Origin of the sequence: Xanthocytophaga flava (assembly GCF_030068545.1) — a bacterium.
Taxonomy (GTDB): domain Bacteria; phylum Bacteroidota; class Bacteroidia; order Cytophagales; family 172606-1; genus Xanthocytophaga; species Xanthocytophaga flava.
Genome location: NZ_JASJOR010000001.1, coordinates 73,328 through 97,578 on the forward strand (window position 1 = coordinate 73,328; position 24,251 = coordinate 97,578).

Here is a 24,251-nt window from a genome sequence, read left to right on the forward strand (position 1 = left end):
GAGTCTTGAAGAAAACAGATACTGGATATTTCGTCTGTAGCTATGAAATCGATCTTTTGAATTACCACTTTTACCACATTACTCCCAACCACAGACTGAATGTTATTCAGTGAAGACGAACTTATAGAAGGCTGTATAAGAGGAGATAGGACCCAACAGCGACGCCTCTACGAACTTTTCTCAAAGAGAATGTTTGTAGTGTGTCTGCGCTATGCTAAAAGCCGACTGGAAGCAGAAGATGTACTACAGGAATCGTTTATTAAAGTTTTTGAAAAAATAAAAGATTTTCGGAGAGATTGCCCTCTTGAAGGATGGATCAAACGTATTGTTATCAATACAGCATTGAATCAGAATCGCAGTAAATTATACATGTTTCCGGCAGTAGATATAGATGACATACATGAAGCAGAAGATACACACTCTTCCTTATCAGACCTGAGTTTCCAGGAGCTTCTGGAAATGGTGCAACAACTGGCACCACGTTATCAGGTCATTTTTAACCTTTATGCCATTGAAGGCTATCAGCATAATGAAATTGGTACTATGCTAGGTATTAGTGAAGGAACGTCCAAATCACAATATGCACGCGCCAGAGCTATACTCCGTCAAATGATAGAAGATAAACAACAAATAAAATATGAACGCTTCCGAAAAGAATAGCTTTGAAGAGCAGTGGAGAGACGCGTTTGAAAACGCTGAGTTACCCCCAGATCCATTGATCTGGTCAACTATTGAAACAAAACTGGCAGACGCAGAAAGAGATAAATATAAAAGAAGACTATATTTATTTAAGCTTCGTGCTGCTGCATCTGTAACATTATTGATACTTGCAACTGGTGCATGGACTATCTGGCAATCCATGAAAGGGAATAGTATTGCCATTGTAACTCATTACGAAAAAGAGATTCAGAATCCGTCATCAGGTCAAGTATCTTCAAAATCTCAGGTGCCTTCAGAATCTTTTGAGAAGAAAAACTTCAATGCAGATTCTATGCAATCTGTTATTGCCCGTAAGTCTGAATCCAATACATCCAACGAAATAGTATCTCAACATTCATCAACTCCAAGCCTTCAACCAGCGGATAAAAGCCAATCTCCTTCCACTATTACTAACATTATTTCAAAAGATGCAATAGCTAATTCAACTCTTGCAGAAAGACAAGATCCGGTTTCCTACCAGCACAGAGAATCTGGCCGGGCGAAAGATCAATTATCACCATCATCTTCATCCATAGAGAAACTATCGCAGGGTCAGGAAAAATCTGTTGCGACAAACATCCCATCACCATCAACTAAACAGAAAAAGACTCTACGTACATCAAATACAGAAGATAATATCGCTTACGAATCTTCACAAACAAAGAATAAATCCACCAAAACAACTGGAAGGAATACTGCAAAATCAGCTGTTACAGATTATGGCATCAATCCAGGTAATGAGGAAAACTATATATCAGCCATTCAACCTCAAGCGAATAATACTATAACAGCCATTGAACCTATATCAGGTTTGCCTGTGCATACACAAATGGCAAAAGCTGTAGTGAAAGATATTCGCTGGAAACTAAATCAGGATTTCTGGGATCAATTGACAGCACAGGATCTGGCAGCACAGCAAAAGAAACACACACATAGAGCCCGTTGGAGATTAGATGGTGGTGCAACTCCTGGCAGTTTTAACCCAAATTTTAACTCAACTAATTATTCTGCAATGAATAGCTATGCAGATCAGGCACTTAATTCAACAACAGCAGTAAAAAACAGTTCTGTCAGTTCATCAAGTAAGGATATAGGTAATATGACCCACTCTGGTACTTTTTACGCAACAGGCTTACAAACAGAGTTTGCATTGTCAGAAAGATTTTCGCTTCAGGGTGGAGTCCAGTATACATATAGTAAATCCCAGATAGATGTAACCCAGTATACAGCATTTAGCAATAGTTCTGCTATTCAGCCTGATTTTTATGAATTATTTGGGGCATCATCAAGAAGTACACCTACCTACGCGCTGGCCCAGAATAATATATCTTATAGGACATCTCTAAGTGCTAATGAGGTACAAAGTCTGGATAATACCTATCATTACATTGGATTTCCGATGCGGGTGCTGTATAAAGTACTAAATCGAAAAGTAAAAGCCAGTATAGGTGCGGGTGTTTCTACTGATTTATTTCTAAAAAGTCAGATTAGCAGTACTGAAAACAATATTGAGACACTCGAATTTAACCGCTCTCAGAATTCGTTTTATAAAAACACTATTTTCAGTGGATTATTAAGTGTAAAACTGGATTATGCAATTGACAATAAGTATAGTATATATATCGAACCCAGTTTACGCAGAACACTCTCTTCTACAACCACATCATCTACACTAAGCAGTTTTCCCGGATGGTGGGGAGTAGGAACAGGTATATTATACAGATTCTAATGGAAGGCAGCATAAAGCTGCCTTTTTAATTTTAGGCAATAGATGTCCAATCCATTTAGAAGCAAAAGTTAATGAGTATATGTGCAAAAAGTATCAAAGGCCAGTTTATTACCAATAATATTTCTGTATTGAGCATAGATTTTTTAAGTATACTTGTCATATACAGGCTATCAAATATTTTATCTTATGTCCAAGTTCAAAAATACAGATACAAGACCTCCTCAAAATACTGACAAAGAGACTATCAAACAAAAGACAGAAGAATTGCTGGAACAACTACGGGAAAAGCAAAAGATCCTTTATGCTCAGGGCGAGTATAGTCTCTTAGTTATCTTACAAGGCTTAGATGCATCCGGGAAGGACGGCGTTCTCAATGATGTATTCAGTGGGTTGAATCTATTAGGAGTACAAGTTGTAGCCTTTAAAGCTCCTACAGAGGAAGAATCCCGGCACGATTTTTTGTGGCGCATTCATCAAAAAGTGCCAGGTAAAGGGATAATTGGCATTTTCAACCGTTCACATTATGAAGATGTTCTGGTACCTCGGGTAGAAAAATGGATAGATGACAAAACGATAAAGAAACGCTTCAAACATATCAACGATTTTGAATCGTTACTTACTGAGAACAATACAGTTATTCTCAAATTCTACCTGCATGTTTCGGCAGAAGAACAGAGGGAACGGTTAACAGAACGAATGGAAAATCGAACCAAGTTCTGGAAACATAATGACAATGACTGGCAGGTTGCCACCAAAAGAGACATATATCTGGACGCTTACGAAGATATTTTTGAACACTGCTCGAAGGCAGCAGACTGGAACATTGTTCCAGCAGATAAAAACTGGTACAAAAACTATATAATAGCCAAAGCAACGTTAAAGGCGCTGGAACAACTACCATTGAAATATCCGGACCTAAAGTAGTAGATATAGCCTAATTAGTTGTTTCAAAAACACACTTACATCCATTATCCCATGCTTAAATATAGTAAGTATGGGATAATATTTATCTGCTTATGAAAAAACTAACATTGTTCATATTCATGTGCATTGGTATATGCCAACTCACTAATGCACAACAAAAGCGTACACAAGAAGTCCTCTATTTAAAAAATGGCAGCATTATCCGAAATGCAAAATCCTTACAGTACCTAGATTCATTGATAGAAATTCAGACAACAGAAGGCTCTTTATTCCGGTTTGAGCTCAGTGATCTGGACAGTATTGCCCGTGAGCCTGTTCGAGTTAAGTTTCGTACACATGGATACTTCCTGGCAGTTGAAGCCGGTTTACTTTTTGGACATGATACCCCCATAACGATAGAGAAACGGAATACGGAGGCTTCACTTCAGATTGTCTCAGGATATCAATGGAATTCTCATTGGGCTACTGGTATAGGAGCGGCAATGGATATTTATCAGTCAGGCACAACTTTACCCCTATTTCTACGAGGTATGTACACTCCTCTCACTAACTGGCTAACCCCTCTTATCTCTTTCGATATGGGTTATGGACTCTATACAAAAGCTTTCAATGGCAGCTCCATAAATGGTCAGCTCTCTCAAGGCGGCTTGTTCATAAATCCGACAGTTGGCTTTATTGCCAGATCAGAGAAAAGAACAGCATTCTCCTTTTCAATAGGTTATCGCCACCAACATGCACAACAAAGCTTTATAAATGAAAAGGAAACTACTTCCAAAAATATTATTCTGCATCGTATGTCTATTCGGGTAGGCTTATCCTTCTGATACTTTTCAAAAATAATGCGTTTACATTTTATAAGTTGATCTTACTAATGCACTAAAAGGCTCGCCTAACGGTGAGCCTTTCTATTTGGATTTGTCCAGCTTTATGTTATATAAAGCATTATAAAACAGACATCTTTCCGATAGGCTGTTTTACTACTCTTTTATTTATTCATACTTACTATGAAATACCTGATTTCTCTTACAACCTACAGTATTTTACTTTCCCTATTTGGAATACAAAACCTATCTGCACAATATAACTATGCAGAAGGTCTGCAAAAAACATTACTTTTTTATGAGGCCCAACGTTCAGGCAAGATGCCAGCCAATAACCGGCTTACTTGGCGAGGCGATTCTCATTTACGCGATGGAAAGGATATAGGTATTGATCTGACAGGAGGCTGGTATGATGCAGGCGATTCGCCTAAGTGGAATGCAACGATGTCATTTGCAGCCTCTACTCTGGCATGGAGCGCACTGGAATATCCTAAAGGATACCAGCAATCAGGCCAAATGCCCTATTTACTGAGTAATTTAAAATGGGTAGGCGACTATTTCATTAAATGTCTTCGGTTCAAAAGCATTGATGACCTGCCTACCTACCGTGTTTTCGTTGAAGTAGGAGATGTAGACGAAGAACATAAATCCTGGGTTGCCAACGAAATTATGCAGGCATTGTATCCCAATCGCCCTTCCTTTTATGCAGACAAAGATGCTCCTGCAACCAGTATTGTAGGAGCAATGGCAGCTTCTCAGGCAGTCTCTTCCATTGTTTTCAGAACTAATGGGAATACTCAATATGCAGATGCCCTATTATTAAATGCTCAGAAACTATATGAATTTGCAACTACTTATCAGGGTAATGGAACTGTTAAAAACGCGAAAGGAGAAATTGTAAAACATACTGAAAACTATGATGAGAACCGTTTTGAGGATCAGCTTTGCCTGGCTGCAATCTGGTTATATCGTGCTACAAAGTCTTTACAACCAGAAGCATCTGCTCAATATTTGAAACAAGCAGAACAGTTAGCTGGCAGATTTGCCAATCGGGTGCCGGAGGCTTACTATAATTATAGCACCTATGATATCCCTTGTTTTATGTTGCTTTCGGAAGACTTTCCTGACAATACCTTATATAAACAGAAGACAGAAGCTGCACTGGATAGATTTCTAAATCTACCCAAAAGTCCTGGAGGTCTTGCAAAAATAGGATTTGAGTGGGGAACGCTTCGACATGCCAATAATACAGCATGGCTGCTGTTTGTATATGCAGATCATTTAGCAGCAGGGGCACGTAAAACCAAATACGAGCAATGGGCTAAAAGTCAGTTAGATTATTCTTTGGGTAGTAACCCTCAAAACAGGAGTTATCTCTTGGGCTTCCAGCCAGCAGGGAAAACAGTTGTTAATACTCCTCATCATGGTACAGCACATGCACCCTGGGCAGGTTGGGAACATTTAAATAAAGAGAAACCGGAATTCCGGTATCAACCACGTCATATTTTATATGGAGGTCTATTAGGAGGACCAAACTGGAACGATGAATTCAAAGCAGAAGTTGGAAATGCAGCACAAACAGAGGTAGCATTGGATTTTAATGCAGGTATTACTGCCAATATGGCTCGTATGACATCAGTAGTTGGAGGTAAGCCACTTCCTAATTTTCCGCCTAAAGAAAAACCAGATGATGAATATTTTGTTGAAGCATCTATTGCAGACACGGATAATGAATCTGTAGAGATAAAAGCATGGCTAAATAATCGCTCTGCATTCCCAGCCAAAGTATCATCTAATCTTTCTTTCCGATATTACTTTCAGGCAGAACCTGGTACACAAACACAAGCAGAAATTGTCAATGGAAAAGGAGCTACTATATCCCAGCCGACTCTCTATCAAGGAAGTATATACTTTGTTACAGTCACTTTCCCCAATACACCTATTTTTCCGGGGGGACTTGATCCCAATAATGGATGGACACCATTCTATCGCAAAGAGGTTGTTTTTCGTCTGAAAAGCTCTGGTAGTTGGAATAATGCAAACGACTGGTCTTTTAAAGGACTCTCTTCTCAAGGAAAGAATCCAGTAAAAGTAAATCAAATCAGTGTATGGGAAGGCAAAAAGAAACTAGGAGGTATTGATCCACCAAAAGGATAATCCTTCTCTTTACAATTTATCAATATTTTAAACTAACAGAGTTAATCCTTAATCTTCAGTAAGAGATGTGGTATCTTTTACTGAAGATTTTTTGTTTGCGCATAGTTCACGGCAAAACTTTTTTTGAGCGGAATTCACTACAAACTACGGAGATGTTATGAAGCACATCCTATCAACAACGAAATATGCGCCTCAAACCTATTGGTGTGAATCCACTACCATCTCCTGGATAGACAAGTCGTTAACTGAACTTTGGGATGATATACTATTATCTTCTCCCCTACTTTTGCCATGTATTTAAAGTCATAGCCTAACTTCATTGGTTCATAGCCTCAAATAGTGTATAGAAACCAGCATTGATATAGGAACGTCACATGAGATAGATGTATTTTTGGCTATAATCAAAAATACTATTGGAATATTTCAAAACACACAGCACTAATAGAATATTAAACTATATAACCCCAAATTACTGGAATTAAATTTTGAGTATACTATGAAATAATATAATATTGGTTACCACTTGATACAACAAACCAAAGATCATTTTTACCTTTCCACCTATGACCACATTTACACGCCGTAATTTTATACAGAAAGTTGCCGCTATTACAGGGTCTGGATACACTGCAATGGTTGCCCTTGACATGATCCCTGCAGCACCAGCAAAACCACTATCATTACAAGGGCAAGCCGGAAAAAAAGTAATCATATTGGGCGCAGGTATGGCAGGGCTGGCATCTGCCTATCAATTAACCAAACTTGGTTATGATTGTACCATTCTTGAAGCTCGCGGACGAGCAGGAGGACGCGTATGGACAATCCGGCCAGGTGCGAAAGAAACAGAACTGAACGGAGCATTACAAACCTGTCGATTTGATGAAGGACAATTCTACAATGCAGGTGCCATGCGTATTCCACACCATCATACATCTGTGATTCAATATTGCAGGGAATTAGGTGTGCCAATGGAAAACTTCCCTAATACCAATGAAGGAGCCTATTATTATAGTGAAGGCAAAGGTCCTTACTCCAATAAACGCATCCGACAACGGGAAATTCACAATGATATACGAGGATATACGTCAGAAATGCTGGCAAAAGTGATGGATCAAAGTTCACTGGATACACCCCTCACCAAAGAAGACAAAGAGAAAATTATCGAATATCTAATGGCAGAAGGAGCATTGGATAAAAGTAAATTATACAAAGGATCACCTCGTCGCGGTTTTGATGTTCCTCCCGGAGCATATAGTCAGGCAGGTAAACCCGCCCCTCTTCCTTCATTAGTAGATCTTCTTCAGTCAGGTTTTTATGATCCCTATTTTTACAACATTCCGGAATACACATATGAGCAACAAAATGCTATGCTTATGGTTTCCGGAGGAACAGATAAACTTACAGAAGCATTTACAAAACAGTTAGGCAAGAAAATCACCTACAATGCAGAAGTCACCAAGATATATAAAACAGAAAATGGGGCAAAAGTATCTTACAAAGATACAACTAAAGGCTCTGTACATGACATCACAGGTGATTTCTGTATCTGTACTATTCCATTACCTGTTTTGAGCAGCATTGAACACAACTTTTCTTCCAATATCTCCCGTGCCATTGATCTGATACCACATAACAGTGCCTGTAAAATAGGACTACAGTTCAAACGAAGATTCTGGGAAGAAGATGATAATATATTTGGAGGAATTAGTCGTACCAATATGGATATCACTCAAATTGTATATCCTAGTACAGGTTATTTTTCCAAAAAAGGTGTGATTATTGGCTATTATAATTACGGATCTACAGCTGAACGCATTGGCAATCTATCTCTGGAAGATCGTGAAAAACTGGCATTAGAACAAGGCAGCAAGATACATCCACAATACAAAACAGAGTTTGAAAGTTCGTTTTCTGTGGCCTGGCAGAAGGTACGTTACAGTCAGGCTGGCTGGGCTATGTATCCACAGGACGTACGTGATAAATATTATCCAGCCCTGCAACAAGCTGAAGGCAATATCTACTTCGCAGGAGATCATACTTCTTACTTAACAGCATGGATTGCTGGTGCATTCGAAGCCGCACATCAAACAGTAAAATCCATCCACGAACGTGTACAAAAGTCTTAATTATTCTATTACAACAAACTACCACTTATCACCTGTAATCACAGATAGGTTATGCTGCAAAAACAGTGTAATCCTTTAAACCTATGAAAAAATCACTTATTCTACTTTATGCAGTTATCATTGGCTTTCAAGTCGCACTTGCACAGAAGAAGGCCTCAGGAACAGAATCTGCAGCTTCCTCACTATCATCTGCCACTCAGGGAGCCGAACGCATGGAAGGATTTATTCCCTTTTACTGGGATGCTAAAAAAGGAAAGATATTTCTTGAGATTAGTCGCTTTGATACTGAGTTTTTATATTATCCATCCCTTGCTTCGGGTATCGGATCAAATGATATTGGACTAGATCGTGGACGACTGAACCAGGAGCATGTCGTAAAATTTCAACGCAGTGGCAACAAAGTATTACTAATTGAATCTAATTATGCATATAGAGCTATAAGTAAAGACCCATTAGAACAACAAGCAGTTACAGAATCATTTGCTCAGTCTGTACATTGGGGTTTTGAGGTGATGGCAGAAGAAAATGGAAAAGTGCTGGTTGATGCTACAAACTTTTTTATTCAAGATGCAGCGGGTGCAGTTCAGGCAATTAGTCGCACCAAACAGGGTAACTTTCGAATAGACCCATCCCGCTGTGCATTCTATATACCTCACACAAAGAATTTCCCACAAAATACAGAAGTTGAAGCAACTATTACCTTAATAGGAGATCAACCGGGCGGATACCTGCAGGAAGTAGTTCCAACGCCGACCATGATAACCATGCGTCAACATTACTCTTTTGTTCAGTTGCCAGAACTGGAAACATATAAACCCAGAGTATTCGATCCACGTTCTGGCATGATTCCTATGCAGTATTTTGACTATGCCACCCCTGTAAGTGAACCCATTATTAAACGTTTTATTATCCGCCACCGACTAGAGAAGAAAGACCCAACAGCCGCAGTGAGTGAAGCCGTAAAGCCAATTGTATACTATATGGACCCTGGTGCTCCTGAACCAATCCGGTCAGCACTCATGGAAGGAACAACCTGGTGGAATCAGGCATTTGAAGCAGCAGGCTATAAAGATGCATTTCAGGTTAAGTTATTACCTGCGGATGCAGATCCTATGGATGTACGTTATAATGTTATCCAGTGGGTGCATCGTTCCACACGTGGCTGGTCATATGGAAGTAGTATCATCGACCCTCGTACAGGCGAAATACTGAAAGGTAAAGTAACCTTAGGTTCCCTGCGAGTCAGACAAGACTTTCTGATTGCTCAAGGTCTGGTAGCAGCCTATGAAGAAGGAAAACCTGTGTCAGAAGCTATGATGAAAATGGCCCTTGCACGTTTACGCCAGCTAGCTGCCCATGAAGTAGGACATACATTAGGATTGCCTCACAATTATATTGCCAGTACCAACGACAGAGCCTCTGTAATGGATTATCCTCATCCATTAGTGGATATCAAAGGAAACAACCTGGAGTTATCGAATGCCTATGCAACTGGCATTGGAGAATGGGACAAGGTAGCCATAAACTATGCCTATCAGGATTTTCCTAAAGGAACAGAGGAAAAAACTGCATTGGATAAGATTTTATCAGATTACATAAAGAAAGGTCTTTATTTCCTTAGTGACCAGGATGCCCGTCCAGAAGGCAGTGCACATCCAACTACTCACCTATGGGACAATGGAAAAAGCGCGGCAGAGGAATTAAATCGAATGATGCAGATACGAAAAATTGCATTGGATCATTTTTCAGAAAAGAAGATCCCTGTAGGTTCTCCGATGTCAACCCTAGAAGAGGTTCTTGTTCCGATGTATATGTTTCATCGTTATCAAACTGAAGCCACAGCCAAAGTAATAGGTGGAGCTTTCTATACCTACGCAACACGTGGTGATGGTCAGAAAATCTATGAACCTGTTTCAGCATCAGACCAAAAGCAAGCCTTAACGGCGTTGTTAGCCACTATAAAGCCTGAAGCATTGGTAGTGCCAGATAAAGTTCTGAAGTTAATACCCCCTCGTGCATTTGGATACGATGCCAATCCGCGAGAGGTCTTTAAAGGACGTACAGGCCTGACATTTGATCCACTTGGACCAGCGGAAGCAGCAGCGGGCATGACATTACGGTTGTTATTTAATCCGGAACGGGCGTCCCGCCTGGTAAGCCAGCAAGCTATTGACTCATCTCTACCAAGCTTGGCAGACATTATAGAAAACACCTATGCGGCAACCTGGAAAAGCAACACCAAAAATGGATATACAGGTGAAGTAAGCCGAATCGTAAATAATCTTGTCTTAAAGAATATCATACAATTAGCCGCCAACAAAAATATATCTGAACAAGCACGAGCTATTGCCAATCTGAAAGTTAATGAACTTAAAACCTGGCTTTCTGCTAGTGTGGGCAAACAAACAGATGTAAGCTGGAAAGCCCATTATCTGTTTGCGTTGAATCAAATTAGTGAATACGAACAGAAAGGTGCCGAGTCCACAGTAGTTACACCACTAACACCTCCGGATGGAGCCCCTATCGATCCTGGTTATGAATGGCTGGATATGGATATGTGTAGTTGGGAAAATAGTTCCAGATAAAAAGAAATTGCCAACCTGAATGAAGTTACTTCATTCAGGTTGGCAATTTCTTTTTAGGCAAGACATCATAGTTAAGATTGTACAGCTATGGTTTGTGATCATTATAAATCCTGAATTACCATGATAACAATAGATGTTCAGAATAACCTATTAACTCCAAACCAAACAATGTATTATGAAAAGCTGTATTCGCCTCCTCTGTCTTTTGTTATGTGTACCCATGTGGGTCTCTGCCCAAAATCAGCCATCAATTTCTCCTGAAAAATTAGAAACATTAAAACAGGAACTGGTAACGGAAATTGACAAGAATGCCAAGTTTACTCAGGAAATGATAGATATGGTATTCAGTTTTGGCGAACTGGGTTTCCAGGAAACTGAAACCTCCAAGTATCTGACAGACATTCTAAAAAAGAACGGCTTCAAGATAGAGTATGGTATTTCAGGCGTTCCAACAGCCTGGATTGCCAAATGGGGAACAGGAAAACCACTAATTGCTATAGGTAGTGATATAGATTGTATTCCCAAAGCCTCACAAAAACCGGGAGTTGCCTACCATGATCCTATTATTGAAGGTGCACCAGGACATGGTGAAGGTCATAACTCAGGTGTACCACTCAATATTACATCTGTACTGGCCTTAAAAAAGATCATGGAGCGTGAGAAAATTTCTGGAACCCTGATGCTTTGGCCTGGAGTAGCAGAAGAACAGTTAGGAACTAAAGCTTTCTATATTCGGGATGGTTACTTCAAAGATGTAGATGCATGTATTTTCACACACGTAGATGACAACCTGGCGGTATCCTGGGGAGATGCAGGTTACAATGGAATGATATCTGTCAAGTTTACCTTTGAAGGACAAGCAGCTCATGCCGCAGGAGCACCCTGGCGAGGGAAAAGTGCACTGGATGCCGTAGAATTAATGAATATCGGCTGGAACTTTAAAAGAGAGCACCTTGAACCAACCCAACGTTCTCATTATGTGATTGTAGATGGAGGGGATCAGCCTAATGTAGTTCCGTCAAAGGCTTCTGTCTGGTACTACTTTAGAGAACGGACTTATCCTAAGATAAAAGCACTCTATGATGCAGGCATCAAGATTGCCAAAGGTGCAGCAATGATGACAGATACAAAGATGACGTATGAAGTAATGGGAAGTGCGTGGCCTGGACACTTCAATAAGCCCATTGCAGAAACAATGTATGAAAATATCAAACGGGTAGGCCTGCCAACTTGGACTGAAGCTGATCAAATGCTGGCCAAAGCTAGCCAGAAAGAAATGAATGCTCCCAAAATTACAGGATTAGATACGAAACTGGATACATTGGGAAAACCTGTTACATTCTCTTTGGGAGGAGGTTCAGACGATATTGCAGATATTTCATGGAGTTTACCTACAGTAGTGTTACGCTATCCATCCAATATGCCTGGTCTTCCTGGCCACCATTGGTCCAATGCCATTGCCATGGCAACTCCTATAGCACACAAAGGTGCTACCGCAGGAGCCAAAGCAGAGGCACTTACCTTGCTGGATATGCTTACAAAGCCTGAGATCATTACACAAGCGTGGGAGTATTACAACAAAGAACAAACCAAAGAGACCAAATACACTCCTTTAATTTCAGAAAAGGACAAGCCTGCTATCCACCTGAATGAAAAGATTATGGCTCAGTATCGTCCCCAAATGAAAAAATACTACTACGATCCAGCAAAATATAAAAGCTATCTGGAACAGTTGGGCATTAAATATCCTGTATTACGGGACGATCAGAAAGCAGCTATACAGTCAGAGTCAAAAGCGGCAGAAGCTTCTGGAAATAGCACTAAAAATCCCTAAATTGGCTCTAACCTGTAAGTAACTAATAAAACTGTCTCTAAACCAGTGATAGAGACAGTTTTACCTCTAAGTATTTATGTATAAAAGCAGACTTTCATTTCTTATTTCTATAGGATTTATAATCCTTATTTTATTAGTATCCTGTAGAAGTACATCTATTCCAAAATCCGCTATCTCAGAATCTGATTCTATAGCCTTAGCAGCCCCTCTGGTAGTAACACTCACAGCCCAGGATCTTACAGAAGATGGATCACAGGTTTCTTCTGGTAATGATGAGATAGCCTTGTTATGTTATACAAGCTCAGACTCAGGAGCACACATTCTATCTGTGATAAAAGATCTGACAATCTTTGACAAAAACACTGACAAGACCAAAACATATCTATCCCACACAAACATTAGATCTTCAGATCAACTTATTCTGTTAGTATTAGAGATTGATTCAGAAAGAAGTATATCAGAAATAGAAAGAACAGTACAAAAACATTTAAAAGAAATTCTAACAGCATATCAATCCAGAAATTCAACACAGATTCAAAAATATTTGCAAGACGAAGATCTATTAACGTTGGAAATCATTCCAGTTAGTCTGCTAAAAGATAAACCCCAGACTTTCCAGCTTAATGGGTTCCGTCTCTTTGATAAATATGCCTATCAGCTTGTAGTTAAAGTAAATAGTATTCCTTAAATCCTTATTGAGATACCTCTACAAACTCTGCATCCTCAAGGATATATATTAGTCGGTATGAGTCTGTTTCATTTAAAGTAAGTTTACCCTTTAGACGAATAGGCTTCTTTGTATATTCGATTGGGGTTTTCATTTGAATCTCTGCCACAGACTCGGGGCCACCAATTCCACAGAAAAAGCAAGCCTCAACAGGAAGAGAAGAAAGCACAAAATGATCCGCTTTGAATGCACCTTCAATACCATCCAATGGAATAATATAGCCTGGCAATATAACTGTTTTACCAGCTAAAGCCTTCGTTTCTGCACTGAATACAGGTACACTAATGTCTCCATAGGCGTCTTTTGTAGTTTTATAGGTAACTTTGGATAATGTTACCCATTCATTAGAGGTCAGGCGCTTTCCACCCTGTGCCATAATAACTTCCGAATAGATACAAGTCAAAAGAAATACTACCATCCCAAAAAATACTCTTTTAAAAGAATTAGGCTGCAGATGAAGGTTTGTCATAATAGTATATGTTTTATCCAGCAATAAATATATAGTTAGTATAAATATGAATATTGTAATTTTTAAATATAATTTTTTACTTAACTCATTTTGCTATAATATTAAATTCGGTCTATTAATTTAAAATAAAAATTTAATACTAATTACAACAAAATATCACATATAAAATTTTGTATTTCACTTTAAAAATACAATATTAGCACTATCAAATAAAATCAACTCGAATCAAACGAATTTCTCTCATAAGAGCCGCATGACAGAGATATGTTTGTAGTAATATAGAATGCACTTTATGCTATTTTGTGTATTCTCTCTATCAGTAATTACCTTTTTCTTTTAAGTCAGAAACTGTCCGGAAGTTATCCAACTTCTGTCAGTATATAACTCGGCTGGGCTTGCCGTATCGGGATATTGCGGCTCATTTCGGTTGGCAAGCCATAGTCGGGCATTAGGATAGTATACAAATAAGGAGCAACCCTATTCCCTGATTCTTACAATCAAACCAAACAAAAGCGCTTTTATGAGTAGCAAAGCATGATTACTGTTTATACTCATACTGCATTTCCTAAATCTTAAAAAACTTTTTGTTTCCTATGCTTACTTCATCTATCAATCGTCGGCAATGGCTTAAATTAGGAGCAATGTTTACTACAGGTGCAGCACTAGGTACGTCCTTGAATGCATCTGGCATGTCTCAACGCAAAAAATTCCTGGCAGATATCCCTGCTATTAAAGCCCGGTTGTCTGCCAATGAAAATCCATTTGGTCCTTCAGAAAAGGCAAAAAAGGCATTGATGCAAGCTGTTCCTGACAGTTATCTCTATCCCAGAGAGTCATTGATGCAATTACGAAAGCTTATTGCTCAGGAAGAAGGTGTAAGTGAAGATTCTATATTACTTGGAGCTGGGTCAGGGGGACTTCTTACAGGCACCGCCTTATACTTTGCATTCAAAGCAGGCTCAGACAGTCATATATTATCAGGCGATCCTAGCTATATGCAATTGGTACGTGCAGCTACACAGGTAGGCTGTGGCTGGGAAAAAGTATCTTTAACAAAAGATTACGATTATGACTATGATGCCCTTGCAGCAAAGGTGTCAGATAAAACATCTCTTGTCTACATCTGCAACCCCAATAATCCAACAGGCATTGTCTCCAACTCTCAGAAGCTTATGGCCTTTTGCGAATCTGTTTCTCCAAAGAAACCTATCTTTATAGACGAAGCCTATATCGACTATGCAGATGATCCGAAAAAAACTACCATGATGGAATGTGTACGCAAAGGTCAGAATGTGTTGATTGCCCGTACCTTTTCAAAAGTACATGGTTTTGCAGGATTACGTATCGGATATTTAGTAGCTAAACCTGAAACCATTAAAGAGATTAGCAAATTTACTCCTGGTCCAAGTGCCATCAGTGCAACATCCGCACAGGCTGCTCTTGCCAGTTATCAGGACAAAGAATTTATCAAATATTCAATTGCAAAGAATAATGAATGTAAAGCATTTCTCTACAAAGTTTTAAAAGAACAAGGATACAACTATTTACCATCAGCTACCAATTTTGTTTTCTTCCCTATTAAAATGGATGGTAAACGTTTTTTAGAGGAAATGAGCAAACGTGGTGTCAGTATTCGTACAGAATGGCAATATGCAGGTCAAAACTGGTGCCGTGTGAGTCTTGGTACTATGGAACAAATGAAGATGTTTGCAGATGCATTCAAAGAGATTGCATAATGAAGTAAATCGGTGTTATTACAGATTATAATAAGATAACAATAGATAAGCCCATGAATAGCACATTCGCTATCATTCATGGGCTTATGTGCTTAATCACACATACAAAAAGCTTTACTAACTACAAGGGTCTCTTATTTCACTATTAACAATAGTCACACATTATCACACACAAACTCTATCAAAATAGTATACTACTCATTACATATACAACAAAATAATATTTCGCATTTCAATATTAGAATTTGGGCTTTGTTTCGAATTTCAGTATTTTTGATTGTTTCGGAGATTGTCTACAATATTCTTGCATTTTCATAAACCAAACCTAAATCAAAACATCCTAAAACCATATGTCTGCATCATTTACCCGACGTGATTGGCTAAAAGCCAGTGTTGCTCTCACTGCTGGTGCTGCGTTTAGTGGCATCACTCCTCAAGAAGTTGAAGCAGCTACGGCTGATTTTCGTCGTCTTCGAATGAGTCGTGAAGCACAAATCGCGGCTGACATGCCAGTTATTAAAGCTAGGCTATTTGCGAATGAAAATCCCTGGGGGCCTTCAGAGAAGGTAAAAAATGCTATTACGAGTGTACTAAACGATAGCTATATGTATCCGTTTATGGCGCAACGCCAGTTTATACAGATGATAGCAAAAGAAGAAGGCGTTACGCCTGATCACATTATGGTGGGTGCAGGTTCTAGCGAGATGTTAATGGCTGCAGCTATGTATTATAGTAAAAAAGGGGGTGACATTATCTCTGCAGATCCAACATATGACTATTTGATGGAAATGGCAGCAGGTTGGGGCGCCAACTGGGTAAAAGTTCCCTTAACCAAAGATTATACACATGATTTGGATGCAATGGAAAAACGTGTAGGCTCCAATACCCGCCTGATGTATGTTTGTAACCCCAACAATCCTACAGGTACTATTGTACAGACTGAAAAACTTCGGTCATTCTGTGAATCAGTTTCCCGTAAAGTACCCGTATTTATAGATGAGGCATATATTGACTACCTTGGTGATATAAAACAACATTCCATGGTGGAGTGTGTACGTAAAGGACAGAATGTAATTGTTGCTCGTACTTTCTCAAAAGTACATGGTTTTGCAGGACTACGCGTTGGATATCTGATAGCCAAACCTGAAATCATAAAAGAACTGGAAAAATTGTATACAGGAGGGATGGATATGTCTTCGCTATCAATACAAGGGGCAATGGTTAGCTATCAGGATAAAGAATTTCCAAAGCAGGTGGTACAGAAAACAACACAATCCCGAGAGTTCTTATACAAGACATTAAAAGATGAAGGATATGAATATGTGCCATCCTATGCCAACTTCGTTATCTTTCCAGTAAAAATGGATGCCAAAAAATTTACAGAGGAGATGATGAAGAGAGGAGTTGGTGTACGTAACTGGCAGTTCAACAATAAACAATGGTGTCGTATCAGTATTGGCACTATGGAACAGATGCAGATATTTGCACAAGCCTTTAAGGAAATTAGCTAGTGTACAAAGATCCCCTGTTGCACAACAGGGGATCTTTGTAATTACTGTTTTGCAAAGTCTTTTTCTCCTGCTTTGATAGGGATATCCAAAAAGTTTTGAGCAGGGGGAATAGGACAAGAATAATTGGCATTATATGTACAAAATGGATTATAGGCAAAATTAAAATCTATAACAACCTTTGTTTTTTCCTCTTTCCAGTCTATATCCAGATATCGTCCCCCTCCATATGTATCAAACCCATTGGTTTTATCATTGAAAGGCAAAAACAACCGGTTTTTATCTCCATCATCGCTTGATTTTAAAAGCAGTAATTTATGTTGCTTCCCTCCTAACTGAAAAACAGCATAAGCATAGCGAATCATATATTCTGTTGTACCATCTGTACGTCCTACTCTTAAGCGAGTGGTGTCCTTTATCAGATTCAGATCTGCATTAATCCTAAATGCCTGATCTGGCGGGAAGTAATTAAGCTTTGTAAATGTTTCTTTATTCTGGATTGGAGAATCAGGTGACTCTTTAAAAAACTCATCTTTTTCAACACGAAACTTAATCAGCTCACTTATGTAAGAGTCTTTCTTGCCCGTAAAGACAAAAGTATATACCAGTACAAGAACGACAATGGCGACAACGCCAAAGAAATATATTTTACCTGCATTCATATGTTCGTTTTTCTGCAATGATACAAATGAATTCCATACAATTACTAATGCTATAGAATTCCTTCATCGGCAAAACTAAAATAGCTTTTTTCTGTAATAATCACATGATCCAGAACAGGTATCTCAAGATACTTACCGGCCTCTTTAAGTTTGTGTGTCAAATCTTTATCAGCTTGACTAGGTTTTAGATTTCCGGATGGATGATTATGTACCAGAATAATAGAACTTGCCAGGTTTTCCAGAGCGGTTTTGAAGATCAGTTTTGGGTCCGCTACTGTGCCGGACACTCCTCCTACACTAATCTGGACCTTCTTCATTACAACATTGGATCGGTTTAATAACACCACCCAAAACTCCTCATGCAAAAGGTCCAGCAAATGGGAATGCATAATAGTAAAGACATCCTTCGAAGAAGTGATAACCTGTCTTTGAGGTAATTCACTATCTTTCCTTCGTCTACCAAGCTCTAATGCTGCAACAATAGTAATGGCTTTTGCCTCACCAATTCCTTTAAACTTTTCCAGGTCTTTTATAGAAAGCTTAGCCAGACTGGTCAAATTATTGTCAACACTGCTCAGAATCTGCTTGGCGAGGTCTACTGCACTCAAAGAAACCGTTCCTGAGCCCAGTAAAATCCCAATTAACTCAGCATCAGATAAAGCAGCTTTGCCTTTTAGTAAAAGTTTCTCTCGTGGGCGATCCTCTTCGGCCCAGCTTAGTATTTTGGTTGTGGAAATTGGATCAATCATCGGAACAGTAAAAAATGGAAACTGTATTTTATCCGACAATTACTATAAATAGTAACCTATATCTTAGTAAATACTCTTTCTATTAAGGTTACTTTTGTTGTAAAAACAAAAAGCCTTGCATAAAATACAAGGCTCATAGAATATCTTATAAGAAATGCAATTAGGCAGCAGCCAATCCAGTCACAAACTTTGCCAATTTAGATTTTTTATTGGAAGCATTGTTTTTGTGAATGATGTTTTTCTTAGCCAGTTTATCCAGCATAGAAGCAACTTTCTTATAAAGTTCCTGCGCTTCTACCGCATCTTTTGTCTCTCTCAATTTCTTGATAAACGTACGGGTAGTTTTTGCTTGGAAACGGTTTCTTAGACGTTTCGCTTCGTTTGCGCGGATTCTTTTAATCGCTGACTTATGATTTGCCATTGTATGTATAACTAATAATAAAACGCTTGTTCTGAAAAGGACTGCAAATATAGAGTACTTATATTTAACTCCCAAATAATTATCTAAAAAAATCTCATTTTATATTACACCATTTTAGATAATACGTAAACGTTTGCCTATCTTTTTATATGCTTCCAGAATACGAAATAAATGATTGCCTTCTAAGGAAGCCATAAGGCTTGTACGTAACATAGCTCTTCCGGGAGGATTAGCAGGAGCTATAAAGACATTCACAAATATCCCTTCATCATATAATCCCTGCCAAAGTTGACAAGCTTTTGCATCATCATAAAGCAGAACAGGCACAATAGCAGTTTGTCCATCAGGAACATCATATCCCATTTGCTGAAGTCCTTTACGAATTACATTAGCATTAAAGTGGAGTTTTCGGATTAGTTCTGGCTCCGTTTGCAGCACATGCAAAGCTGCCAAAGCAGCGGCTGTTGCAGATGCAGAAGGAGAACAACTAAACATAAAAGCAGAAGATTCATGTTTCAGATAATCTATTACTCGTTTCTCTCCTCCAACAAAACCGCCAATGGATGCCAATGTCTTAGAGAATGTAGAAAACACCAGATCCACTTCATGACTTAATCCATAATGGCTGGCCGTTCCCCTACCTCCTTCTCCAAGTACTCCAAGGGAATGTGCGTCATCAATAAGAACCTGAGCATTGTATTTTTGGGCAAGAGAACACAAAGTATTCAGAGGTACTATATCACCAAATGTACTAAAGACTCCATCTGTGACAATAACTTTTCCAGCCTTTGCAGGAACACGCTGTAATCGTTTCTCCAGATCCTCCATATCGTTGTGATGATACCGAACAACAGGTGTATTCAAAGCACCTCTGGCCAATAACATACCAGCTACAATACTAGCATGGTTCTCATGGTCTGAAAAAATATAATCACTTCGACCAACTAAAGGAAATAAAACACCCTGACTTGTTTGATAACCGGTTGAAAAAAGTAAAGCAGCTTCTTTCCCCATAAATTTCGCTAGCTTCAGCTCCAGCTCATTATGCAAATCAAGAGTTCCTGTCAGGAATCGAGAACCAGAGCTACTGGTTCCGTATTGCTCTATAGCTTTAATAGCTGCTTCTTTTACCTTAGGATGAGTAGTTAACCCAAGATAGTTATTAGAACCTGCCATCACAATTTTACGCCCCTCCATAATTACCTCAGGCCCCTCACTTTCCTGAATGGCCCGAAAGTAAGGATAAATACCTGTGTTCCGAAGCTGATCAGCCTTGGTTACGGCATAGCATTTATCAAAAATGCTTCCTCTATACTCTAAACCTTCTGGAGTACCATGAGCCATATATAAACAAAGCAAAATAGAAAAATAACCTATCTCCTACATCCTAAAGATGTAACTTTGATTAAATATACTGAATAGACTCAATAATCTCCATTCTATAGTAAATTTTATATGGATTGTCTATAGAGGAACAAAACAATTCCATTCAAACATTATTACTAGTCTGGCGGATAAGGCTCAGACCGCCCATAAAAAACAGAAATCCAACTACAAAAGGAACTAACGATTCCCATTTAGAAACAGAAAGCCCTAAAACAGCTTTACCATCAGATAAAAAGGCAACACAAGCAAATAAGACCATGACAATTCCTAAGACTGTCAATACAGAACCAAAAACTTTCTTTAAATCCAGATCCATAAAACAAGATTGTTTAACAATGAAATAGGTAACTCAATCCTGTTCTGTTATCTAGTTATTCACAGGAGAAAGTCCCATTTTTTTTCCTGTAGAAAGCATAAAACTGTATGCCTCATCCCACTCATTTCGCAACTTGCCATCCAAAATAGCTTCACGAATAGTAGTTTTAATTTCTCCAACTTCCCGGGAAGGCGAAAGCCCAAAAGTTTCCATAATTATCTCTCCCGTTATAACAGGCTGAAAATTACGAATACGATCTCTGGCTTCTACCTCATGCAGTTTTTGTTCAACCTTATTAAAATTCTGAATATGTTTCTTTACTTTTTCATGATTCTTGGATGTAATATCGGCTCTACATAACATCATCAAAGCTTCCAGATCTTCTCCAGAGTCAAATAACAACCTGCGTAAAGCAGAATCTGTAATGGTCTCTTTCACCAAGGCAATAGGACGCAGATGCAAGCGCACAAGTTTCTGTACAAAACGCATCTTCTCATTCATAGGAAGTTTCATTCTACGAAATATATTGGGAACCATACGGGCTCCGGCATCTTCATGTCCATGAAATGTCCATCCTACACGAGCATCAAAACGCTTGGTAGCGGGTTTAGCAATATCATGTAGAATAGCAGCCCAGCGAAGCCATAAGTCACTGGAATTTCTAGATACATTATCAAGTACCTGTAACGTATGATAAAAATTATCCTTGTGCCCTTTTCCATCCTGAGTCTCTACACCTTGCAGGGCAACCAGTTCCGGAAATATAGAATGTAACAACCCACAATGATACAACAACTTAAAGCCATAAGAAGGTGTGGGAGAGAGAACTATCTTATTTAGTTCATCTATAATCCGTTCCTGTGAAATAATACGAATACGATCTTTCATTTTTTGAATAGCATCAAAAGAATCCGGATCTATATCAAAACCAAGTTGTGAAGCAAAACGGATAGCCCGCATCATTCGCAAAGGATCATCTGAAAAAGTCACATCTGGTGTCAATGGAGTACGAATCATCTTTCTTCTGAGATCTCCGACTCCATCAAATGGATCTATCAATTCACCAAGGTTGGTGGTATTCAAACTAATTGCAAGTGCGTTAATAGTAAAATCTCGTCTATTCTGATCATCCTCCAACGTACCATTTTCTACAATAGGCTTCCTAGAATCACGCTGATAAGATTCTTTTCGAGCTCCAACAAATTCGACATCCCAATCCTGAACATTCAGATGTGCTGTACCAAAATTCTTGAAAATAGAAATCTGTGTATTATTATCTACAGTTTCACCTAGTTTTTGAGCCAGATTAATCCCATTGCCATCTCCAATACATACGACATCTATATCCTTACATGGTCGATTTAACAACAAATCTCTTACAAAACCACCTACTACATAGCTTTCGATACCTGTTTTCTGAGCGATTTCAGATAACCGTTTCAAGATAGGATTTGTATATATAGTTTCTGTGAAGTTCATTCCTTATATAGTAAAATAAAATTCTCAAACTGCCCATTTTTGTAAACCATAGGCATATTTTTTTCGTAGTGTGTAAGTAACTATCTGCTCAAAGCAAAAGCTTTAGTGCTCAAAGATACTACTTCTGAAGATTATATTGGACAAATGTCTTAAAGCTCATCTGCATTTATGTGCTGTTTACAGAATAATAAAAAGCTTTTATCTAAAAAGTACCGATGTAAGGTTTTTGAGTATTTACCTTTTTATCTGTAAGCGTATAAATAGTTGATTGGTATCTCAAAACAACATTAATATATTATAATATACTGACAAACAGTATCTTAATATTTATCCATAATTTAAATACAATATATCCTTAAACAAAAGATGCTTCAGCCAGTGAACAGAATTAAAATTGGAGTTTCCTTGGTATTTGCTGCTTCTGTAGCGTTAGCCGTAGCCATAAGCACAATAATTGGCCTTGTATGTTTTTCGCTTGCCAATTATTAAGCTTTCTGATGTAATGGGACTCTTGATTATTTTAAAAAAATACAAGAGGTATAAATCCGTATAAAATATTCTAAACAGAAAAAGCCTGTACTTATGATACAGGCTTTTTCTATTATCCTTTTCTTTATAAGAAAACAAAAAGCCCCTTATCTGAAAATAAGGGGCTTTTGAAAGGCCATTTATATATAAAAGGATTATCTATATTAAGCCAATTGAACGTTAACTGCGTTCGGACCTTTTCTTCCTTGTTGCACTTCAAAGGTAACTTTATCGTTTTCTTTGATTTCGTCAATCAAGCCCGAAACGTGAACGAAGATGTCTTCATTAGAACTGTCAGATTTAATGAAGCCGAATCCTTTCGTTTCATTAAAAAATTTTACTGTACCAGATTGCATTTTTTTATTTTTTGTGAAAAAGGTAAAGTACAAACCTAAGTAAACTTTTTTATTATTCCAAGATAATATTGCGATTTCTCTAAGTATTTATCATTTATTGATTTAGTCCTTGAAAATGCTCCATTTTTTTCCACCAAATAATACAACCTATATTACTTTGACCCAACTTACGTAATCACTCTACCCTGTATTTATATATGCTACCTTCTCTTTTTATTCATAAAACAAAAAAACTACATTAATACAATGAAACTACAAATACTAAAATTATTCCTTATCTATCTTCCTTTATTCTTTTTGCTTTCTTCATTAGGTAACTATACTAGTGGCTTTATTCTGGATATATATCCATTTTGTCCTACATGGCTTCTTATAGGATTTCTTTTGACACTATTTGCCTTACCAATTTATTATGCAGGAAAAAGACTGAAGCAGTGGACTGTAGAAATGGAGGAAGCAGAACGAACAATACCACTTGTCAGTTATGTGGCAACATTCTGGACAAACAATTATATAGGTACTCTACTGGTGTGTATTGCAACAATAGCATTTACTGGCAATTTTTCACATTCATCAAGATTTACAGACATTTACCTTGATAATGGCACAAAAGAGGTTGTACATATTGAAATACCTGGAGCAGAAGAACAAGCTATTCAACCCAAAACTTATCAATTACTATCTATCCCATTGGGCACGCATCAGGTAAAGTGTAATGGTAAAGTCAAAAATATTACTTTATCTCAACAAGGGAAGTGGATCTTTAATCCTGAATCAGCTAATTCTTATATTGTATCCGATATTATTTACGGTGAGACCAATGCTATTAATCAGGACAAGGGTCAAGCCGAAGGTCTACCACAGATCATTAAAAATGAATTATTCATGACATCAGCAGATTATTTGTTTGAAGCCCCACAGGAAATATCAATAAGCAAAAAACGTTATGAGACAAGTCCGGCAACTGTTACTAAAACAGTATTGTATCGATTAAATGACATGATACAGAAAGTTGAATTAGGATCAAATTAATGTCTTA

At 38.2% G+C, this 24,251-nt stretch carries 20 protein-coding genes; 12 read left to right on the forward strand and 8 right to left on the reverse strand.

What is annotated here, in order from left to right; translation table 11 throughout:
- Positions 1 to 99: 99 nt before the first annotated feature.
- The 9 genes from QNI15_RS00315 (at position 100) to QNI15_RS00355 (ending at position 13,563) form a co-directional block, all read left to right on the forward strand.
- Positions 100 to 660 carry an RNA polymerase sigma factor gene (locus QNI15_RS00315; RefSeq protein ID WP_313974693.1) on the forward strand — a complete coding sequence of 187 codons (561 nt, stop codon included), beginning with the start codon at positions 100 to 102 and terminating at the stop codon, positions 658 to 660.
- Entirely contained in the window at positions 638 to 2,428 is a 1,791-nt protein-coding gene (locus QNI15_RS00320; protein ID WP_314029957.1) for a hypothetical protein, read from the forward strand. Before QNI15_RS00315 ends, QNI15_RS00320 begins: the two co-directional genes overlap by 23 nt.
- A 186-nt stretch (positions 2,429 to 2,614) precedes the next feature.
- A complete protein-coding gene (locus QNI15_RS00325; RefSeq protein ID WP_313974697.1) occupies positions 2,615 to 3,352 on the forward strand; it encodes a PPK2 family polyphosphate kinase in 738 nt (245 codons plus the stop codon).
- 92 nt (positions 3,353 to 3,444) lie between these two features.
- Positions 3,445 to 4,176 (forward strand): hypothetical protein, encoded by a 732-nt coding sequence (locus tag QNI15_RS00330; RefSeq protein ID WP_314029959.1) that lies wholly within the window; start codon positions 3,445 to 3,447, stop codon positions 4,174 to 4,176.
- A 180-nt stretch (positions 4,177 to 4,356) separates the two neighbouring features.
- Entirely contained in the window at positions 4,357 to 6,330 is a 1,974-nt protein-coding gene (locus tag QNI15_RS00335) for a glycoside hydrolase family 9 protein (protein WP_314029961.1), read from the forward strand.
- Positions 6,331 to 6,893: 563 nt separating this feature from the next.
- Positions 6,894 to 8,456, forward strand: a complete 1,563-nt coding sequence (locus tag QNI15_RS00340) for a flavin monoamine oxidase family protein (RefSeq protein ID WP_314029963.1) — start codon at positions 6,894 to 6,896, stop codon at positions 8,454 to 8,456.
- An 83-nt stretch (positions 8,457 to 8,539) separates the two neighbouring features.
- Complete coding sequence (locus tag QNI15_RS00345; RefSeq protein ID WP_314029966.1) at positions 8,540 to 11,041, forward strand: zinc-dependent metalloprotease; 2,502 nt, start codon at positions 8,540 to 8,542, stop codon at positions 11,039 to 11,041.
- Positions 11,042 to 11,216: 175 nt separating this feature from the next.
- Positions 11,217 to 12,875 (forward strand): amidohydrolase, encoded by a 1,659-nt coding sequence (locus tag QNI15_RS00350; RefSeq protein ID WP_314029968.1) that lies wholly within the window; start codon positions 11,217 to 11,219, stop codon positions 12,873 to 12,875.
- Positions 12,876 to 12,951: 76 nt separating this feature from the next.
- Positions 12,952 to 13,563 carry a hypothetical protein gene (locus QNI15_RS00355; RefSeq protein ID WP_313999501.1) on the forward strand — a complete coding sequence of 204 codons (612 nt, stop codon included), beginning with the start codon at positions 12,952 to 12,954 and terminating at the stop codon, positions 13,561 to 13,563.
- A 4-nt stretch (positions 13,564 to 13,567) separates the two neighbouring features.
- Here QNI15_RS00355 and QNI15_RS00360 read toward each other — a convergent pair whose 3' ends face one another.
- Complete coding sequence (locus tag QNI15_RS00360; protein ID WP_313999503.1) at positions 13,568 to 14,071, reverse strand: hypothetical protein; 504 nt, start codon at positions 14,069 to 14,071, stop codon at positions 13,568 to 13,570.
- 593 nt (positions 14,072 to 14,664) lie between these two features.
- Here QNI15_RS00360 and QNI15_RS00365 point away from each other — a divergent pair.
- On the forward strand, positions 14,665 to 15,807 hold the full coding sequence (locus QNI15_RS00365; protein ID WP_313974712.1) for a pyridoxal phosphate-dependent aminotransferase: 1,143 nt from the start codon (positions 14,665 to 14,667) through the stop codon (positions 15,805 to 15,807).
- A 350-nt stretch (positions 15,808 to 16,157) separates the two neighbouring features.
- Entirely contained in the window at positions 16,158 to 17,318 is a 1,161-nt protein-coding gene (gene hisC / locus QNI15_RS00370; RefSeq protein WP_314029970.1) for a histidinol-phosphate transaminase, read from the forward strand.
- 41 nt (positions 17,319 to 17,359) lie between these two features.
- Here the strand turns inward: hisC and QNI15_RS00375 are convergent, their stop codons facing one another.
- From QNI15_RS00375 to QNI15_RS00405, 7 genes are all read right to left on the reverse strand, one after another.
- Positions 17,360 to 17,977: a DUF1684 domain-containing protein gene (locus QNI15_RS00375; RefSeq protein WP_314029972.1), complete on the reverse strand. Its 618-nt coding sequence runs from the start codon at positions 17,975 to 17,977 to the stop codon at positions 17,360 to 17,362.
- 50 nt (positions 17,978 to 18,027) lie between these two features.
- The gene (gene radC, locus QNI15_RS00380) at positions 18,028 to 18,726 is read right to left on the reverse strand and encodes a RadC family protein (protein WP_313999509.1); all 699 of its coding nucleotides are present in this window, start codon (positions 18,724 to 18,726) and stop codon (positions 18,028 to 18,030) included.
- 160 nt (positions 18,727 to 18,886) lie between these two features.
- Entirely contained in the window at positions 18,887 to 19,147 is a 261-nt protein-coding gene (gene rpsT / locus QNI15_RS00385) for a 30S ribosomal protein S20 (RefSeq protein ID WP_313974720.1), read from the reverse strand.
- A gap of 114 nt (positions 19,148 to 19,261) precedes the next feature.
- Positions 19,262 to 20,491 carry an aminotransferase class I/II-fold pyridoxal phosphate-dependent enzyme gene (locus tag QNI15_RS00390; protein ID WP_314029974.1) on the reverse strand — a complete coding sequence of 410 codons (1,230 nt, stop codon included), beginning with the start codon at positions 20,489 to 20,491 and terminating at the stop codon, positions 19,262 to 19,264.
- Positions 20,492 to 20,636: 145 nt separating this feature from the next.
- Entirely contained in the window at positions 20,637 to 20,849 is a 213-nt protein-coding gene (locus tag QNI15_RS00395; protein WP_313974724.1) for a hypothetical protein, read from the reverse strand.
- A gap of 51 nt (positions 20,850 to 20,900) precedes the next feature.
- Positions 20,901 to 22,328: a CCA tRNA nucleotidyltransferase gene (locus tag QNI15_RS00400; RefSeq protein WP_314029975.1), complete on the reverse strand. Its 1,428-nt coding sequence runs from the start codon at positions 22,326 to 22,328 to the stop codon at positions 20,901 to 20,903.
- A 692-nt stretch (positions 22,329 to 23,020) separates the two neighbouring features.
- A complete protein-coding gene (locus QNI15_RS00405) occupies positions 23,021 to 23,212 on the reverse strand; it encodes a cold-shock protein (protein ID WP_313975768.1) in 192 nt (63 codons plus the stop codon).
- A gap of 246 nt (positions 23,213 to 23,458) precedes the next feature.
- On the opposite strand from QNI15_RS00405, the gene QNI15_RS00410 reads away from it, so the two are divergent.
- A complete protein-coding gene (locus tag QNI15_RS00410; RefSeq protein WP_313974727.1) occupies positions 23,459 to 24,244 on the forward strand; it encodes a hypothetical protein in 786 nt (261 codons plus the stop codon).
- Positions 24,245 to 24,251: the final 7 nt, after the last annotated feature.

What these genes read in the sequence shown, in the direction of transcription:
- QNI15_RS00375 (WP_314029972.1), bottom strand. Translation starts at nt 17,977, where the DNA reads ATGAATGCAGGTAAAATATATTTCTTTGGCGTTGTCGCCATTGTCGTT.
- QNI15_RS00390 (WP_314029974.1), bottom strand. Translation starts at nt 20,491, where the DNA reads ATGGCTCATGGTACTCCAGAAGGTTTAGAGTATAGAGGAAGCATTTTT.
- QNI15_RS00405 (WP_313975768.1), bottom strand. Translation starts at nt 23,212, where the DNA reads ATGCAATCTGGTACAGTAAAATTTTTTAATGAAACGAAAGGATTCGGC.
- hisC (WP_314029970.1), top strand. Translation starts at nt 16,158, where the DNA reads ATGTCTGCATCATTTACCCGACGTGATTGGCTAAAAGCCAGTGTTGCT.
- QNI15_RS00335 (WP_314029961.1), top strand. Translation starts at nt 4,357, where the DNA reads ATGAAATACCTGATTTCTCTTACAACCTACAGTATTTTACTTTCCCTA.
- QNI15_RS00360 (WP_313999503.1), bottom strand. Translation starts at nt 14,071, where the DNA reads ATGACAAACCTTCATCTGCAGCCTAATTCTTTTAAAAGAGTATTTTTT.
- QNI15_RS00355 (WP_313999501.1), top strand. Translation starts at nt 12,952, where the DNA reads ATGTATAAAAGCAGACTTTCATTTCTTATTTCTATAGGATTTATAATC.
- QNI15_RS00320 (WP_314029957.1), top strand. Translation starts at nt 638, where the DNA reads ATGAACGCTTCCGAAAAGAATAGCTTTGAAGAGCAGTGGAGAGACGCG.
- QNI15_RS00325 (WP_313974697.1), top strand. Translation starts at nt 2,615, where the DNA reads ATGTCCAAGTTCAAAAATACAGATACAAGACCTCCTCAAAATACTGAC.
- QNI15_RS00345 (WP_314029966.1), top strand. Translation starts at nt 8,540, where the DNA reads ATGAAAAAATCACTTATTCTACTTTATGCAGTTATCATTGGCTTTCAA.
- QNI15_RS00330 (WP_314029959.1), top strand. Translation starts at nt 3,445, where the DNA reads ATGAAAAAACTAACATTGTTCATATTCATGTGCATTGGTATATGCCAA.
- QNI15_RS00350 (WP_314029968.1), top strand. Translation starts at nt 11,217, where the DNA reads ATGAAAAGCTGTATTCGCCTCCTCTGTCTTTTGTTATGTGTACCCATG.
- QNI15_RS00340 (WP_314029963.1), top strand. Translation starts at nt 6,894, where the DNA reads ATGACCACATTTACACGCCGTAATTTTATACAGAAAGTTGCCGCTATT.
- rpsT (WP_313974720.1), bottom strand. Translation starts at nt 19,147, where the DNA reads ATGGCAAATCATAAGTCAGCGATTAAAAGAATCCGCGCAAACGAAGCG.
- radC (WP_313999509.1), bottom strand. Translation starts at nt 18,726, where the DNA reads ATGATTGATCCAATTTCCACAACCAAAATACTAAGCTGGGCCGAAGAG.
- QNI15_RS00410 (WP_313974727.1), top strand. Translation starts at nt 23,459, where the DNA reads ATGAAACTACAAATACTAAAATTATTCCTTATCTATCTTCCTTTATTC.
- QNI15_RS00315 (WP_313974693.1), top strand. Translation starts at nt 100, where the DNA reads ATGTTATTCAGTGAAGACGAACTTATAGAAGGCTGTATAAGAGGAGAT.
- QNI15_RS00395 (WP_313974724.1), bottom strand. Translation starts at nt 20,849, where the DNA reads ATGGATCTGGATTTAAAGAAAGTTTTTGGTTCTGTATTGACAGTCTTA.
- QNI15_RS00365 (WP_313974712.1), top strand. Translation starts at nt 14,665, where the DNA reads ATGCTTACTTCATCTATCAATCGTCGGCAATGGCTTAAATTAGGAGCA.
- QNI15_RS00400 (WP_314029975.1), bottom strand. Translation starts at nt 22,328, where the DNA reads ATGAACTTCACAGAAACTATATATACAAATCCTATCTTGAAACGGTTA.